Consider the following 12,671-nt stretch of genomic DNA (forward strand, 5'->3'; position numbering starts at 1 on the left):
TTCCCGGCCGGGGTGGGACGTCGACGGATGCCGCGGCGCGGCCTACTCGGCGAGGAAGGCCAGCGCGGCTTCGCGGAACGCGCGGGATCCGGGCGCGTTGAAGTGATGGCGGTCCGGGATCTCGACGAACCGGCCCTGCGGCGTCGCCGCGGCCAGCGACCGGGAACCCTCGATGATGCCGTCCTTCGTCCCGGTCGCGAAAAGCACCGGCTGCCCGGGCGCCCGGCCCGGATCAGGGTCGACCGTGCCGGTCGCGCGCATGCCGCGGGCGATCGCGAGCAGCGCGCGCAGGTCGTTGCCGGGCACCCGCTCGGTGAGGGTGATGTAATTCAGGGTCACGGCATCCGTCACCGGGGTCCCCTCGTCGACGTACGCCTGAACCTGGTCGAGGTCGAGGCGGCCGAGGGGCACGCCGTCGGGCACACCGCCGAGGACGACGCGCGGGATGCGGGGTTCCAGGTCGCGCGCGACCTCCCACCCGACGCGGGCGCCGAGCGAGTACCCGACGTACAGCGCCTCGTCGACGAGGTAGGTGTCGAGGACCGCCTCCACGTCGGTGACCATCGTGCGGAGCGCGTAGGCACGCGACTCGTGGGGCTTGTCGCTGGCGCCGTGTCCGCGCTGGTCGACGGCGAGCACGCGATAGCCCGCGCGCAGCAGGTCGCGCACCCAGCCCGTGTTCACCCAGTTGTCGCGGGCGCTCGAGGCGAACCCGTGCACGAGCAGGACGGTCGGGGCATCCGCCGGTCCCCACTCGTAGGTCGCGACGCGATACCCGTCACCGACCATGACGAACCGGGGGTCGGGTGTCTCTGTGAGCGCGGGGAAGACGGTGGTCATCCCCCGATCATGCACCCGCCGGCCGGCTCGCCGGAATCGCTTGCGTCACGGCCCGCGGGTGGTGCAGGCGGGCCGAGCTCAGCGCTTGCGGGCGAGGCGACGCGACGAGCCGGGGCGACGACGCAGGGCCCGCCGCATCCGGGACGACACCTGCGGCAGCGGCACCGGCTGCGTCACGACGGTCTCGACCGTCATGGAACCGTCGACCGGTCCGATGACCGCGATCGGCGTCGTCGGCGTGATCGTCATGGGCGCCATCGGCATCGTCGCGAGCATCTTGTGCGCGCGGATGTACGCCGGGATGAGGATGACGGCGGCCGAGATCCACGCGAGCGGGTTCGACCACGCGACCCCGATGAAGCCGAACAGCGCGCCGAGCAGGATCGCCGCGACGGCGCGCGCGATGAGCTCCACGACGCCCGTGACCGTCGGGATGACGGCGTTGCCGAGGCCCTGGAGGGCGCCGCGCGTGACGAACAGCACGCCGAGCGCCGTGTAGCTCAGCCCGTTGATGACGAGCATCGACACCGCGAGGTGCACGACCTCGTCCGCGCCGTCGCCGACAAAGATGCGGACGATCGGTGCGCCGAGCGAGATGAGCAGGATGCCGAGGGCCACCGCCGCGCCGAGCGCGATCCACGTCGCCTGGACGACACCGCGGCGGATGCGATCGGGGCGACCGGCGCCGTAGTTCTGCGCGACGTACATCGAGACCGCGAGCGACATCGACTGCAGGAGGGCGACCGCCAGTCCGTCGACACGGGATGCCGCGGTGTAGGCGGCGATCGCCTCGCCGCCGAGCGTGTTGAGCGCGACCTGCACGGTCAGCGCGCCGATCGCGATGATCGACGCCTGGAACCCCATGGGAAGACCGAGGCGGAGGTGAGCCACGATGTCGGCACGGGTGATGCGCCAGTCCTCGCGCCGCAGGTGCAGTTCGGGGATGCGACGGCGCACGAACTCGAGGCACAGAAGCACCGAGACCGCCTGGGCGATGACGGTCGCGAGGGCCGCGCCCGCGACGCCCAGACCGAGCCACGCGATGGCGGCGATCACGAGGACGACGTTCAGACCGCACGAGACGATGAGGAAGATGAGCGGCGTCCGCGAGTCGCCGATGGCCCGGATGACGGCCGACAGGAAGTTGAAGAACATCAGGGCGCCGGCGCCGAGGAAGCTGACCTGCGTGAAGATCGTCGCGTCGGCGAGGAGTTCGGGCGGGGTCTGCAGCGCCACGAGCGCGGGCTCGGCGATCAGGGGCGCGCCGACGGTCAGGATGATGGTCGTGATGCCGCTGAGGAACGCACCGGTTGCGACCGAGCGGCGGACACCGTCGGCATCCATCGCTCCGTAGGCCTGCGCGGTGGGGATCGCGAAACCGGACGTCAGACCCCACGCGAAGCCGAGCAGTAGGAACAGCAGACTGCCCGTCGCGCCGACGGCGGCAAGCGCGTCGACGCCCAGGAGGCGCCCGACGACGATCGTGTCGGCGAAGTGGTACAGCTGCTGCACCACGTTGCCGATCATCAGCGGCAGGGTGAAAAGGAGGATGACGCGCCAGGGGCGGCCCGTCGTGAGAGAGGTGGCCATGCGGGCTTTCGGGATTTCGAATCGATTCGAGGTCGATCGATTGTATCGAGGTCACCCTGGGAGTCGTAAGGGGGGTCGCACAGAAAGAGGGCGCCGATCGCTCGGCGCCCTCTCGCTCTGTCGGATTCAGAACGTGGCGGTCTCCGGGTTGGATCCCACCCGCAGACCGCGATCGAGTGCGCCGATCGCGGCGATCTCGTCCGAGGTGAGCTCGAAGCCGAACACGTCGAAGTTGGAACGGATCCGCTCGGGCGTCGACGACTTCGGGAAGACGATGAGGCCTTCCTGCAGGTGCCAGCGGATCACGACCTGAGCCGGGCTCACGCCGTGGGCCTCGGCGGCATCCGCCACGGCCTTCTCGCCGAACAGGTCGTACTTGCCCTGACCGAGCGGCCCCCACGATTCGGTGAGGATGCCCTTCGGCTCCTGGAAGCCGCGGAGCTCGCGCTGCGCGAATGCCGGGTGCAGCTCGATCTGGTTGACGGCCGGCACCGTGTCGGTTTCGTCGAACAGGCGCTGCAGGTGCGGCTGGTGGAAGTTCGAGACGCCGATCGAGCGCGTCAGACCGTCGGCCTGGAAGTTCTCGAACTCCTGCCACGTCTCGACGTAGAGGTCCTTGTCGGGGCGCGGCCAGTGGATCAGGTACAGGTCGACGTGGTCGAGCCCGAGCTTCTCGAGGCTCGACTCGATCGCCGGACGAGCCGTGGCGCGACCCTGCTCGGAGTTCCACAGCTTCGTGGTGATGAACAGTTCGTCGCGAGGGATGCCGGAGGCCGCGATCGCCCGGCCGACACCCTCTTCGTTCTGGTACGCCGCCGCCGTGTCGATGTGGCGGTAACCGGCTTCGAGGGCGACGCTGACGATGCGCTCGGCCTCGGCGGGATCGACCTGGAAGACGCCGAAGCCCAGCTGGGGAATGGTGTGTCCGTCGTTGAGTGTGAGAGTGGGAACGGTCATGGGGATCACACTCCCACCGCAGGGCGAACGATCCCCATGCCTTGACGAATCGTGACGGATGCGGCAACGGCGTCGCTCGCCGAGCAACTTGGGTTGACAAGACGGAAGCCTGTCAACCAAGGTTGCTTCATGGACACTCCCAGTGCGATCGAGGTCGCGAGCGACACGACCGACCCGCGCGCAGGACTCCGCGCCGTCGCCTCCCTTCGCATCCTCGCCGACACCCTCGAGCTCCGACAGGTCGAGGCCGCCCTGCGAGCAGGCATGTCCTGGCAAGGCGTCGCAGACGCGCTCGGCGTCACCCGCCAGGCCGTGCACAAGAAGTACGCGAAGCGGATCGATCCGACCATCGAGGTACCCCGGAGGAGAGCATGAGCAAGATGACGACGGCGATGGGGAACGCACATCGCCTCACGCGGTATGCGATGGAGGAGGCATCCCGCACCGGCCGCACCGAGCTCGGTGTCGAGCACCTGTTCCTCGCGCTCACCCTCGACGAGGCCGATGCTGGCCAGGTCCTCCGAGCCGCGGGAGTGACGATCGCAGCAGCCCGTGAGGCCGTCGCCGCCGAGGAGGCCGCTCACCTCGCCGCGCTCGGCGCTCCGGGGGCGGGGCTCGCACCCGGGCCCATCGCCGTCGGACCCTCCGCAGGATGGGCGTGGTCCCCGGTGGCCGAGCGGGTGCTGACCTCACCGGGAGATGGGACGAGCGCCGGCATCCTGCGCCGCCTGCTCGACGAGCCGAGCGGGGCGATCGAGGCGCTGCTACGCCGCCTGGACGTGACGGCCGACGATCTGCGCGCGCGGCTGGACGCCGCCGCGGCGTTGCCGCCGGTGACGACGGTGCAGCGACGGCATCCGCTCGCCCGGTCGTCCGCATCGTTCGTCGCCGCACCCCTCGACGAGACCTGGGCGCTCGTGTCCGACCCCGAGCGCCTGCCTGAGTGGGAGGACTCGGTGGGCCACGTGAGCGCCGCGTCCCATGGCGACTGGGTCGCGGCGCCTCGCGACGACGTCGAGAGCAAGCCGGCGTTCCGTCGGCTGTCCATCAGCCGGACGACGGATGCCGACGCGCACCACGTCACGTGGACGTTCCGGTACCCCGACGCCCCGAAGGCGAACGCGCGGCGCATCGGCCTGCGCCTGGAGCCGGCCGCGGGTGGGACGACGGTGCACGTCGACTACTCGTGGGAGCGCACGTACCGTCGCCGCAGGAGCGGGCTCGGCTGGATGATGGCGCCGCTGTACCGGGTGGCCCTCGCGATGCAGGTGGCCAGGGTGGGTGCCGCGATTGGGGCTGCGGTGCGCTGATCGCAACCAAGCCATTCACATGAATGGATGCTGCTAGCACTCCCGCGTGAACTCGGCAAGAGCTCGATGCGCCCCCTGCGGAAGCGCACCATTCAGTCATGTCCGAAACACCCGCGCCCGAGACGGATGCCGCACTGGGGCGACTCGTCGCTCGGTCGGCTTCGGGCGACGTCGCTTCCTTCACCCGTCTCTACGACGCGACGTCCGCGGCCGCCTTCGCCGTCGCCGTGCGCGTGACCGGCGACCGGCATCTCGCTGAGCAGGTGCTGCAGAGCGCTTTCGTATCGGTGTGGCACGAGGCGGAACGCTTCCGCGCGAAGCGGACCGCCGCGCTCACCTGGATCCTCGCGATCGTCCACCGCCATGCCGTTGCGACCCTGCGCGAGGCGCGGCCCGTGGATGCGGGGGCGCACACCCCGGACCGCACCGCGGCCAGCCACCGCGCGCTCCGCAAGCTGCCGGAAGAGCAGGAACAGGTGGTCTCCCTCGCCTACTTCGGCGGACACACCCAGCCCGAGATCGCGGAGATGACCGGGACCCCCCTCGCCACGGTGAAGGCGCGCACCCGCAGCGCGCTCGACCAGCTCCGCGACGCGGCGCGCCCCCTCGCCGAGTCGATCGCACTGCCCCTCACCGGCTCGACCCCCATCCCGCCACCGCCCACCGGCGCCGCCGCGTAGCGGCATCCCGGCTCAGATGGCGGCAGCCATCGCGCGGCCGGCGGCGCGTCCCGAGAAGATGCAGCCCCCGAGGAATGTGCCTTCGAGCGCGCGGTAGCCGTGCACGCCGCCCCCGCCGAAGCCGCTCGCCTCGCCCGCGGCGTACAGGCCGGGGATCGGTACACCCGACGCGGCGAGCGCACGAGCGGACAGGTCGGTCTCGATGCCGCCGAGGCTCTTGCGCGTGATGATGTGGAGCTTCACCGCGATGAGCGGACCGTACTTCGGGTCGGCGATCGGACTGGGGGTCGCGACGCGCAGCAGCTTATCGCCGCGGTAGCGCCGGGCCTGCCGGACCGCGGTGACCTGCGCGTCCTTCGTGAACGGGTTCGTCATCTCGCGGTCGCGGGCCTCGAGTTCGAGGCGCACGCGATCGATGTCGAGCAGAGCGGATGCCTCCCGCATCCGCTCGAGCAGCTGCGGAACCGTGTCGGCGACGATGAAGTCCGCCCCGCGCTCGGTGAACGCCTCGACCGGAGGCGTGGCTCGGCCGGCCTTCAGCCGCCCCGCGAGGAGCTTCAGGTCCTTACCGGTGAGGTCGGGGTTCTGCTCGCTGCCGGACAGCGCGAACTCCTTCTTCAGGATCGCCTGGTTGAGCACGAACCAGCTGTGATCGTGACAGCCGCGCACGATGTGCTCGAGCGTACCGATCGTGTCGAACCCCGGGAACAGCGGCGTGGGCAGACGGTGACCGGTGGCATCCAGCCACAGCGAGGACGGCCCGGGAAGGATCCGGATGCCGTGGCTCGGCCACACGGGGCTGTGGTTCTGGATGCCCTCGACGTAGTGCCACATGCGGTCGCCGTTGATCAGGTGGGCGCCGGCGGCCCCGGCGACCCCCAGCATCCGTCCGTCGACGTGCGCGGGGACGCCGGAGAGCATCGTCTCGGGGGCGCGTCCCATGCGGGCGGGCCACTGCGCGCGGACGAGGTCGTGGTTGCCGCCGATGCCGCCGCTCGAGACGAGGACGGCTCCGGCGCGGAACGAGAACTCGCCCGTCTCGTCGCGGTTGCTGGGAGCGCCGCGCTCGGCGGAGTCGGGCGCGAGCACCGCGCCGCTCACCCCGACGACCGCGCCGCCGTCGACCTCGAGCCGGTCGACGCGATGCCGGAAGGCGATGCGGGCGCGGCCCGTGGCGACCCCCTCGAGCACGCGGCGGACGAAGGGGTCGAGGACGCCCGGACCGGTGCCCCACGTGATGTGGAACCGCGGCACGGAGTTGCCGTGCGCGGTCGCCCGGTCGCCGCCGCGCTCGGCCCATCCCACGACGGGGAAGAAGCGGATGCCGCGCTCGCGCAGCCACGCGCGCTTCTCACCGGCGGCGAACTGCAGGTACGCCTCGGCCCACGCGCGGGGCCAGCGGTCCTCGGGGCGATCGAAGCCGGCGGAGCCCAACCAGTCCTGCCGTGCGAGCTCGAGGGAGTCCTTCACGCCGAGCCGGCGCTGCTCGGGCGAGTCGACGAGGAAGAGCCCGCCGAACGACCACCACGCCTGCCCGCCGAAGCTCGCCTCGGGCTCTTGCTCGACGATCAGCACGCGCTTGCCCGCGTCGAGGAGCTCGGAGGCGGCGACCAGCCCGGCGAGTCCCGCTCCGACGACGATCGCGTCCGCGGCATCCGTTGTCATGCGTGCGTCCCCTCCGACGAGCCCGTCTGCGGTGACGGGCGCTGAGGAGACTCTAGGCTGACGCGGCGCGGTGGCGGCGGATGGCGACGACGGTGGTCACGACCACGATGAGAACGACGGCGATCAGCCAGGGCCAGACGTCGAGACGGAAACCCGCGTAGGTGGTCGTGTAGGACTCGCAGAACGACGCGTCCGGAACGGACGAGTCCACGCACCGTCCGACGCCGATGACCGGGGCGAGGAAGATCGTCGCGAGGACCAGCGCGGCCACTCCCCAGAGCACCGCGCGCCCGGGTGACCCTGCTGTCATGGGCCGATCCCACCACATCGGCCGCCTCCGCACCAGGAGCTCGTGCACGCGTCACCGCTAAAGGCTGAAGCCACCGTCGCTCGTGAGGACCTGACCGACGATCCAGGCGCCCTCGGCCGTCGACAGCCAGCCGATGAGCGCGGCGGGATCGGTGGGCACGCCCACCCGGCCGAACGGCGTCGATGCGAGCCACTCGTCGAGACCGGAGGTGTCGCGATCGGCAGTGTCAGGGTCCATGTAGCCCGTGTTGACGGGGCCGGGGTTGACCGTGTTGAGGACGATGCCGAGTTCGAGCAGTTCGGCCGCGACCGTGCGGGTGATGCCCGCGAGCGCCGCCTTGCTCGTCGCATACCCAACCTCGCCGAACATCGCGCCGTGTCCCTGGCCCGACGTCATCCAGAACACGCGGCCGGTCGGCTCGGCGTAGGGCTTCGCGCCCTCGATCGCGTCGCCGGGACGCCGCTGCCCCGGCTGCGGCGGGGCGAGCCGGCGGGCGAACTCGGCGGTGAGCAGCAGCGTCGATCGGGCGTTCGTGTCCCAGAACGCGTCGAGCCGGTCGGCGGTCATGTCGAGGATGCTGCCGTCGTCGCCGCTCTTGGCGTGATTGCAGACGAGGATGTCGAGGCGGCCGGTCAGCGCGGACGCGGCGTCGATGAGGCCGGGGATCGCCCCGGCATCCGTCAGATCCGCCTCGACGTCGCCGAATCTCGCGTCGCCGACGAGGGCCGAGCGGATGCCGCTGCGCACCGCATCGAGGTCGTCCCCGCCCCACGGCTGGTCGAGGTCGTGAGGTCGCCAGTGCTGCACGAAGACGCTCGCGCCGAGCTCTGCGAGTCGCCAGGCGACCGCGAAGCCGATGCCGCGTCGGCGCGAGACGCCGGTGACGAGGGCGGTCTTTCCTGCCAAGGGAAGGGTCATCGGTGCGGCCTCACGGTCAGGGACTGGACGAGGGACCCGACGACGCCGCGCTCGTCGTGCAGAACGGTGTGCGTCATGCCGAGGCCGGTCGCGCCGAAGGTGACGGTGGTGTCGAAGCCGATCCACCCGTCTTCGGGCGTGCGGACCAGGTGCAGGGTGAGGTCGAGGTTCGGGAAGGCGACCTCCCGCGGGTCGGCGCGAGGTGTGATCCCGTTGGCGATGTCGATGAGCGAGACGAGCCGCGCGGTCGTCGACACCGGTTCTCCCTCGAGAAGCGGGACGGCCGGCAGGATCCAGGTCTGTGCACGGCCCGGTTCCTGCTGTCGGCGTCGCACCTCGCCGACGGTCGCGATGAACTCGCCCGGCCAGGCGGATGACGGGTCGACGGGCCCGATCGCGTCGCGCGGGGGCATCGCGGGGTGGGCGGTGCCCGCGAGCGGGTCGGTGTCGCGGGTGTGCATGAGCCAGGCCCGCGCGCTGAGCGCCGGCCGGCTCGCCTGCGAGAGCGTTGCCTCGACGAGTTCGATGCTCCGCCCCGGGCGCAGCACGCGGCAGGTCACCTCGACCTCGTCGATCGGGATCACCCCGAGGATGTCGACCGACAGCCGCGAGAGTTGCATCGGCTGCGGGCTGCGCGCCGCGTGATCGACCTCGATCGCATGGGCGAGGAGGCCGATCGGCGGGGCGACGTGCTGCTCGGTGACGTTCCAGGCTCCCCCGGTGAACGTCGTCGGCTGGAACCTGGTCGCGTCGGTACGTTCAGAAGCGGTGCGTTCGAAGTAGGCGGGCACGAGTACGGATGCTACCTGCGCCGCTGTCAGCGCCGCAGCAGCTTCACGACCCCGGCCAGGGCGGCGACGCCGGCGACGGATGCCGCGGAGTAGAGCCCGCGCCGGTGCCGGAGTGCGCGGGTCTGGATGCTCTCGCCGCGCGCCCGGTCGTCGAACGCACCGTGCGCCCCATGGTCGCCGGGAACGGGCTCGTACAGGTTGGGCGGGGTGGTCGACGAGCCCTTGTCGGGCGCGAACTGCCCCTCCCAGGCGTTCTTGGCGAGGTACCAGTCCATGAACCGGCCGGCGACGCGGGTGCCGAGGACGAGACCGACAGTCGACTCCCCCACCCAGGTGCGGCGGCGGGGCTTGTCCGCGACGTCGGCGACCGCGCGGGCTCCGACCTCGGGCTGGTAGATCGGCGGGACCGGCTGCGGGTGCTCTGAGAAGGGCGACTTCACCCAGCCGAACTGCGTGGTGTTCAAGGCGGGCATGTCGACGATCGAGACGGCGACCGCGCTGCCCTCGTGGGTGAGTTCGGACACGACCGAGTCGGTGAATCCGTGCACGGCGTGCTTCGAGCCGCAGTAGGCCGCCTGGAGCGGGATGCCGCGGTGCGCCAGAGCCGAGCCGATCTGGATGACGTGACCGCGATTGCGCGGCCGCATCCGCGTCAGTGCGGCGCGGGTGCCGTTCACGGTGCCGAGGTAGGTGACCTGGGTCGCCCGTTCGTAGTCCTCGGGAGTCGTCTCGAGGAACGGGGCGATCGAACCCGACATGACGTTGTTGACCCAGAGGTCGATCTCGCCGAGTTCCGCTTCGACTTCGGATGCGGCGGCGTCGACGGCGGCGTTGTCGGCGACATCGACCGAGATGCCGTGTGCGCGGCATCCCTTGGCGCGGACCTCGGCGGTGGCGGCATCCACCCCGTCGCGGCCGCGGGCGAGGACGGCGACATCCCAGCCGCGGTCGGCCAGTTCGCGGACGATCGCCCGGCCGAGCCCTGCGCTGCCGCCGGTGACGACGGCGACGCCTCGGGATGTGGTGCTGCTCACGGCGACTCCTCCCGCGGGGCTCGACCGGGCGTGATCAGCCCGAGGAGTCGAACATCGACCGCTGCAACCATCTTTCGGTGCCGGCTACGTCGGAGGTATCCGGTTGCCAGGGATGCGGGGATGGGGTACGAGGCGCAAGCGCATCGTGCGGAGGAACGCAACCCCGAGTGTCGGCATCCGTCGGCGGGCTACCGTCCCGGCATGAAGAGCTCAGAGATTCGCTGGAACGACGAAGCCCGCGCCAAGATCCTCGACGACGCCGACCGGGTGCTGCGGGAGGCCGTCGTGGACCTCGCAGGATCGGGCGAGATGACCTCGGATGAGGCGTTCGCGGCGCTGACCGGCAAGCTGAAGGACAAGTTCATCGATTGGGAGCCGGGACCGGACCTGCGCACCTATGCCGACGCCATCGCGAACGGCGAGGTCGAAACGGACGCGGAGTAGGGCCTACACCAGGGGCGCGGCGCCGGGGTACGCGTCCATCGCGACGGGCTCCCAGGCGCCGAGGATCTCGTCGAGGATGAACCGACCCGCCTCGCGCCACATTTCGACGATGTCCTCGTCGGGGATGCGATCGAGTTCGCTGCGCGTGACCAGACGGATGTCGGTGGACTCGCCGTCGTCCGGTGCGCCTGCGGGCTCCTCGTCGGTGGTGAGGGCGTAGAGCAGGTCGGTGTGGAAGTGCGCCGGCTCGGCGGAGGTGCAGGCAGTGGATGACATCACCGGGACGGGGTGGGCGGCGGCATCCGTCACCCGCCTCATCCGGATGCGCGGCTGCAGCACCCGGACCTGCGCGGGCTGATAGCCGGATTCCTCGACGAGCTCGCGGAGTACCGCCGCCCACGGCGTCTCGTCGCGCTCGATGTGCCCGCCGAACATCATGAGCTTCTGCACCCTGAGGTGCCGGTGGTACATCAGGCGAGGCTCCGGACCGTCGGTGCGCACGATGAAGAAGCTGACCGTCGCGTCGTGGTCGCCGGGGTCTGTGTGGAGGTGGGGCATGGGTCCTGTTCAGGGGAGGTTGGGGTGCGTTCCAGGATGCCGCACTGGCCGGCGCCGGCGTCGTCGACGAGCTGGGTGTCGGGACGCCTCCGAAGATGAGCGATTTCTCATCTGGGGGGTCTCTGCCGGGTGTGGATCTGGCCGGTTTCTCGGGTCTGGATGTCGGAGGTTGGTGCGAGAGTAGAGGTATGACCGAAGCGATGGAAACCCCCGATGATGAGGCGTATCTCGCTGCCGTCGCGGGGATCGTTGCGGACGTCGAAGACGTGGGCCGCCGGATCGCTGCGGGGCAGATCGCGGAGCTTCGCGTGCTGGCCGCTGCCGGGCGGTTGGCGGAGGCGCAGAGCGCTCATGCGGACGCGAACGTCCTCCTGCACGACATGGCCCTGCGCTCCATCTCGGCCGAGGTCGCCGGGGCGATGCGAATGACCGACCGGACGGTGCAACGCCGGATCGGGGAAGCCCGAGTGACCATCGAAGGTTTCCCGGCGGCGGTGGCCGCGTGGGAAGCCGGCCGAATCGTCCGCGGGCACGTGAGCGCGATCGTCGACGCCGGGGTGAACCTACCCGCGGAGTTGTGGGCGGAGTTCGAGAAGGTCGCGATCGAACGATGCGAAGGCCAGACCCCGAACCGGGTGCGAGGTGAGTTGGAGATCCTGGCCCACCGGATGCACCCACGGAGCTTCGCGGAACGGCATGAGAAGGCTGCGGCGGGCCGATGCGTGCGGTTGATCCCAGGGCGGGACGGGATGAGCGATCTCATCGCAACCCTCCCGACGGTGATCGCGGAGGGGATTCATGATCGGTTGACGCAGCAGGCGCGGGCGATCGTCGACACGCGAGAGGAGCGCTCGGCCGGCTCCGACGTCGTGGCAACCGATGCGCGCTCGACCGATCAGGTTCGAGCAGACGTGTTCGCCGACCTCCTGCTCGCAGGCACACCCGCGCTCGACGACACCCGTGACACCACCGCCGGACCGCTCGGCGCGATCCGCGCGCGAGTACAGGTCTTGGTGCCCGCGGTGACCTTGACCGGTGCGGATGACGGGCCGTGCGATCTCACCGGCCGCTCGCCGATCGACCCTGCGACCGCACGGGTGCTGGCCGGGGCGACGCACATCTGGGAGCGCCTGTTCCACGACCCCACGACCGGCGTCACGGTCGCATCCGATTCCTACCGCGTGCCCTCGGGGATGCGCCGGTTCCTGCAAGCCCGCGACCAGCACTGCCGGTTCCCCGGATGCCGCGTCGCCGCCATCCGCTGCGAAGTCGACCACACCCACGACCACGCCCTCGGCGGCAAGACAGAACTCTCCAACCTCGCCCACCTCTGCCAGAGGCATCACACGATGAAGCAATTCACCGCCTGGCGGGTCCGACAACTCTCGGGTGGCGTCCTCGAATGGACCTCACCCCTCGGCAGGACCTACAGAGAAGACGCCCCGACCCCGGCCGTCGCCTTCACCCCTGCCCCGGCACAACCTGGAGACCCGGCACCCTTCTGAACCGACGCGGATCGGCACGATCGCAACCCGCGAACACGCACGCGCTGCCACGATCGCGACCCGCGAACA

Annotated in this window: 14 protein-coding genes; 5 read left to right on the plus strand and 9 right to left on the minus strand. The window is 70.7% G+C overall.

Going from position 1 to position 12,671, the window contains the following annotated elements; genetic code table 11:
• Positions 1 to 42 precede the first annotated feature (42 nt).
• The 3 genes from ABCU91_RS02315 to ABCU91_RS02325 form a co-directional block, all read right to left on the minus strand.
• Positions 43 to 840, minus strand: a complete 798-nt coding sequence (locus ABCU91_RS02315) for an alpha/beta fold hydrolase (RefSeq protein ID WP_413354638.1) — start codon at positions 838 to 840, stop codon at positions 43 to 45.
• Between the two features lie 78 nt (positions 841 to 918).
• On the minus strand, positions 919 to 2,430 hold the full coding sequence (locus ABCU91_RS02320) for an MATE family efflux transporter (protein ID WP_133398986.1): 1,512 nt from the start codon (positions 2,428 to 2,430) through the stop codon (positions 919 to 921).
• Between the two features lie 126 nt (positions 2,431 to 2,556).
• A complete protein-coding gene (locus tag ABCU91_RS02325) occupies positions 2,557 to 3,387 on the minus strand; it encodes an aldo/keto reductase (RefSeq protein ID WP_406923122.1) in 831 nt (276 codons plus the stop codon).
• A 129-nt stretch (positions 3,388 to 3,516) separates the two neighbouring features.
• Between ABCU91_RS02325 and ABCU91_RS02330 the strand changes: the two genes are divergently transcribed.
• From ABCU91_RS02330 to ABCU91_RS02340, 3 genes are all read left to right on the plus strand, one after another.
• On the plus strand, positions 3,517 to 3,762 hold the full coding sequence (locus ABCU91_RS02330) for a hypothetical protein (protein WP_406923121.1): 246 nt from the start codon (positions 3,517 to 3,519) through the stop codon (positions 3,760 to 3,762).
• Positions 3,759 to 4,697 (plus strand): Clp protease N-terminal domain-containing protein, encoded by a 939-nt coding sequence (locus tag ABCU91_RS02335; protein WP_413354639.1) that lies wholly within the window; start codon positions 3,759 to 3,761, stop codon positions 4,695 to 4,697. The genes ABCU91_RS02330 and ABCU91_RS02335 overlap by 4 nt, the downstream gene beginning before the upstream one ends.
• A 98-nt stretch (positions 4,698 to 4,795) precedes the next feature.
• Positions 4,796 to 5,377 (plus strand): sigma factor-like helix-turn-helix DNA-binding protein, encoded by a 582-nt coding sequence (locus ABCU91_RS02340; RefSeq protein ID WP_413354640.1) that lies wholly within the window; start codon positions 4,796 to 4,798, stop codon positions 5,375 to 5,377.
• Between the two features lie 12 nt (positions 5,378 to 5,389).
• Here the strand turns inward: ABCU91_RS02340 and ABCU91_RS02345 are convergent, their stop codons facing one another.
• Genes ABCU91_RS02345 through ABCU91_RS02365 form a run of 5 tightly spaced genes read right to left on the minus strand, consistent with a single transcriptional unit; the run spans position 5,390 to position 10,095 of the window.
• On the minus strand, positions 5,390 to 7,042 hold the full coding sequence (locus ABCU91_RS02345; protein ID WP_413354641.1) for an FAD-binding dehydrogenase: 1,653 nt from the start codon (positions 7,040 to 7,042) through the stop codon (positions 5,390 to 5,392).
• 52 nt (positions 7,043 to 7,094) lie between these two features.
• On the minus strand, positions 7,095 to 7,352 hold the full coding sequence (locus ABCU91_RS02350; protein WP_413354642.1) for a hypothetical protein: 258 nt from the start codon (positions 7,350 to 7,352) through the stop codon (positions 7,095 to 7,097).
• A gap of 57 nt (positions 7,353 to 7,409) precedes the next feature.
• A complete protein-coding gene (locus ABCU91_RS02355) occupies positions 7,410 to 8,270 on the minus strand; it encodes an SDR family oxidoreductase (RefSeq protein ID WP_413354643.1) in 861 nt (286 codons plus the stop codon).
• Positions 8,267 to 9,061, minus strand: coding sequence for a thioesterase family protein (locus tag ABCU91_RS02360; protein WP_413354644.1), 795 nt, complete (start codon positions 9,059 to 9,061; stop codon positions 8,267 to 8,269). Before ABCU91_RS02360 ends, ABCU91_RS02355 begins: the two co-directional genes overlap by 4 nt.
• 26 nt (positions 9,062 to 9,087) lie before the next feature.
• Positions 9,088 to 10,095, minus strand: a complete 1,008-nt coding sequence (locus tag ABCU91_RS02365) for an SDR family oxidoreductase (RefSeq protein ID WP_413354645.1) — start codon at positions 10,093 to 10,095, stop codon at positions 9,088 to 9,090.
• Between the two features lie 201 nt (positions 10,096 to 10,296).
• On the opposite strand from ABCU91_RS02365, the gene ABCU91_RS02370 reads away from it, so the two are divergent.
• The gene (locus tag ABCU91_RS02370) at positions 10,297 to 10,539 is read left to right on the plus strand and encodes a hypothetical protein (RefSeq protein WP_413354646.1); all 243 of its coding nucleotides are present in this window, start codon (positions 10,297 to 10,299) and stop codon (positions 10,537 to 10,539) included.
• Between the two features lie 3 nt (positions 10,540 to 10,542).
• Here the strand turns inward: ABCU91_RS02370 and ABCU91_RS02375 are convergent, their stop codons facing one another.
• The gene (locus ABCU91_RS02375) at positions 10,543 to 11,097 is read right to left on the minus strand and encodes an NUDIX domain-containing protein (RefSeq protein WP_413354647.1); all 555 of its coding nucleotides are present in this window, start codon (positions 11,095 to 11,097) and stop codon (positions 10,543 to 10,545) included.
• A gap of 188 nt (positions 11,098 to 11,285) precedes the next feature.
• Between ABCU91_RS02375 and ABCU91_RS02380 the strand changes: the two genes are divergently transcribed.
• Positions 11,286 to 12,602, plus strand: a complete 1,317-nt coding sequence (locus tag ABCU91_RS02380) for a DUF222 domain-containing protein (protein WP_413354648.1) — start codon at positions 11,286 to 11,288, stop codon at positions 12,600 to 12,602.
• Positions 12,603 to 12,671 lie beyond the last annotated feature (69 nt).

The sequence above is a fragment of the Microbacterium phoenicis genome, from assembly GCF_047302325.1.
In the GTDB taxonomy this organism is placed as follows: domain Bacteria; phylum Actinomycetota; class Actinomycetes; order Actinomycetales; family Microbacteriaceae; genus Microbacterium.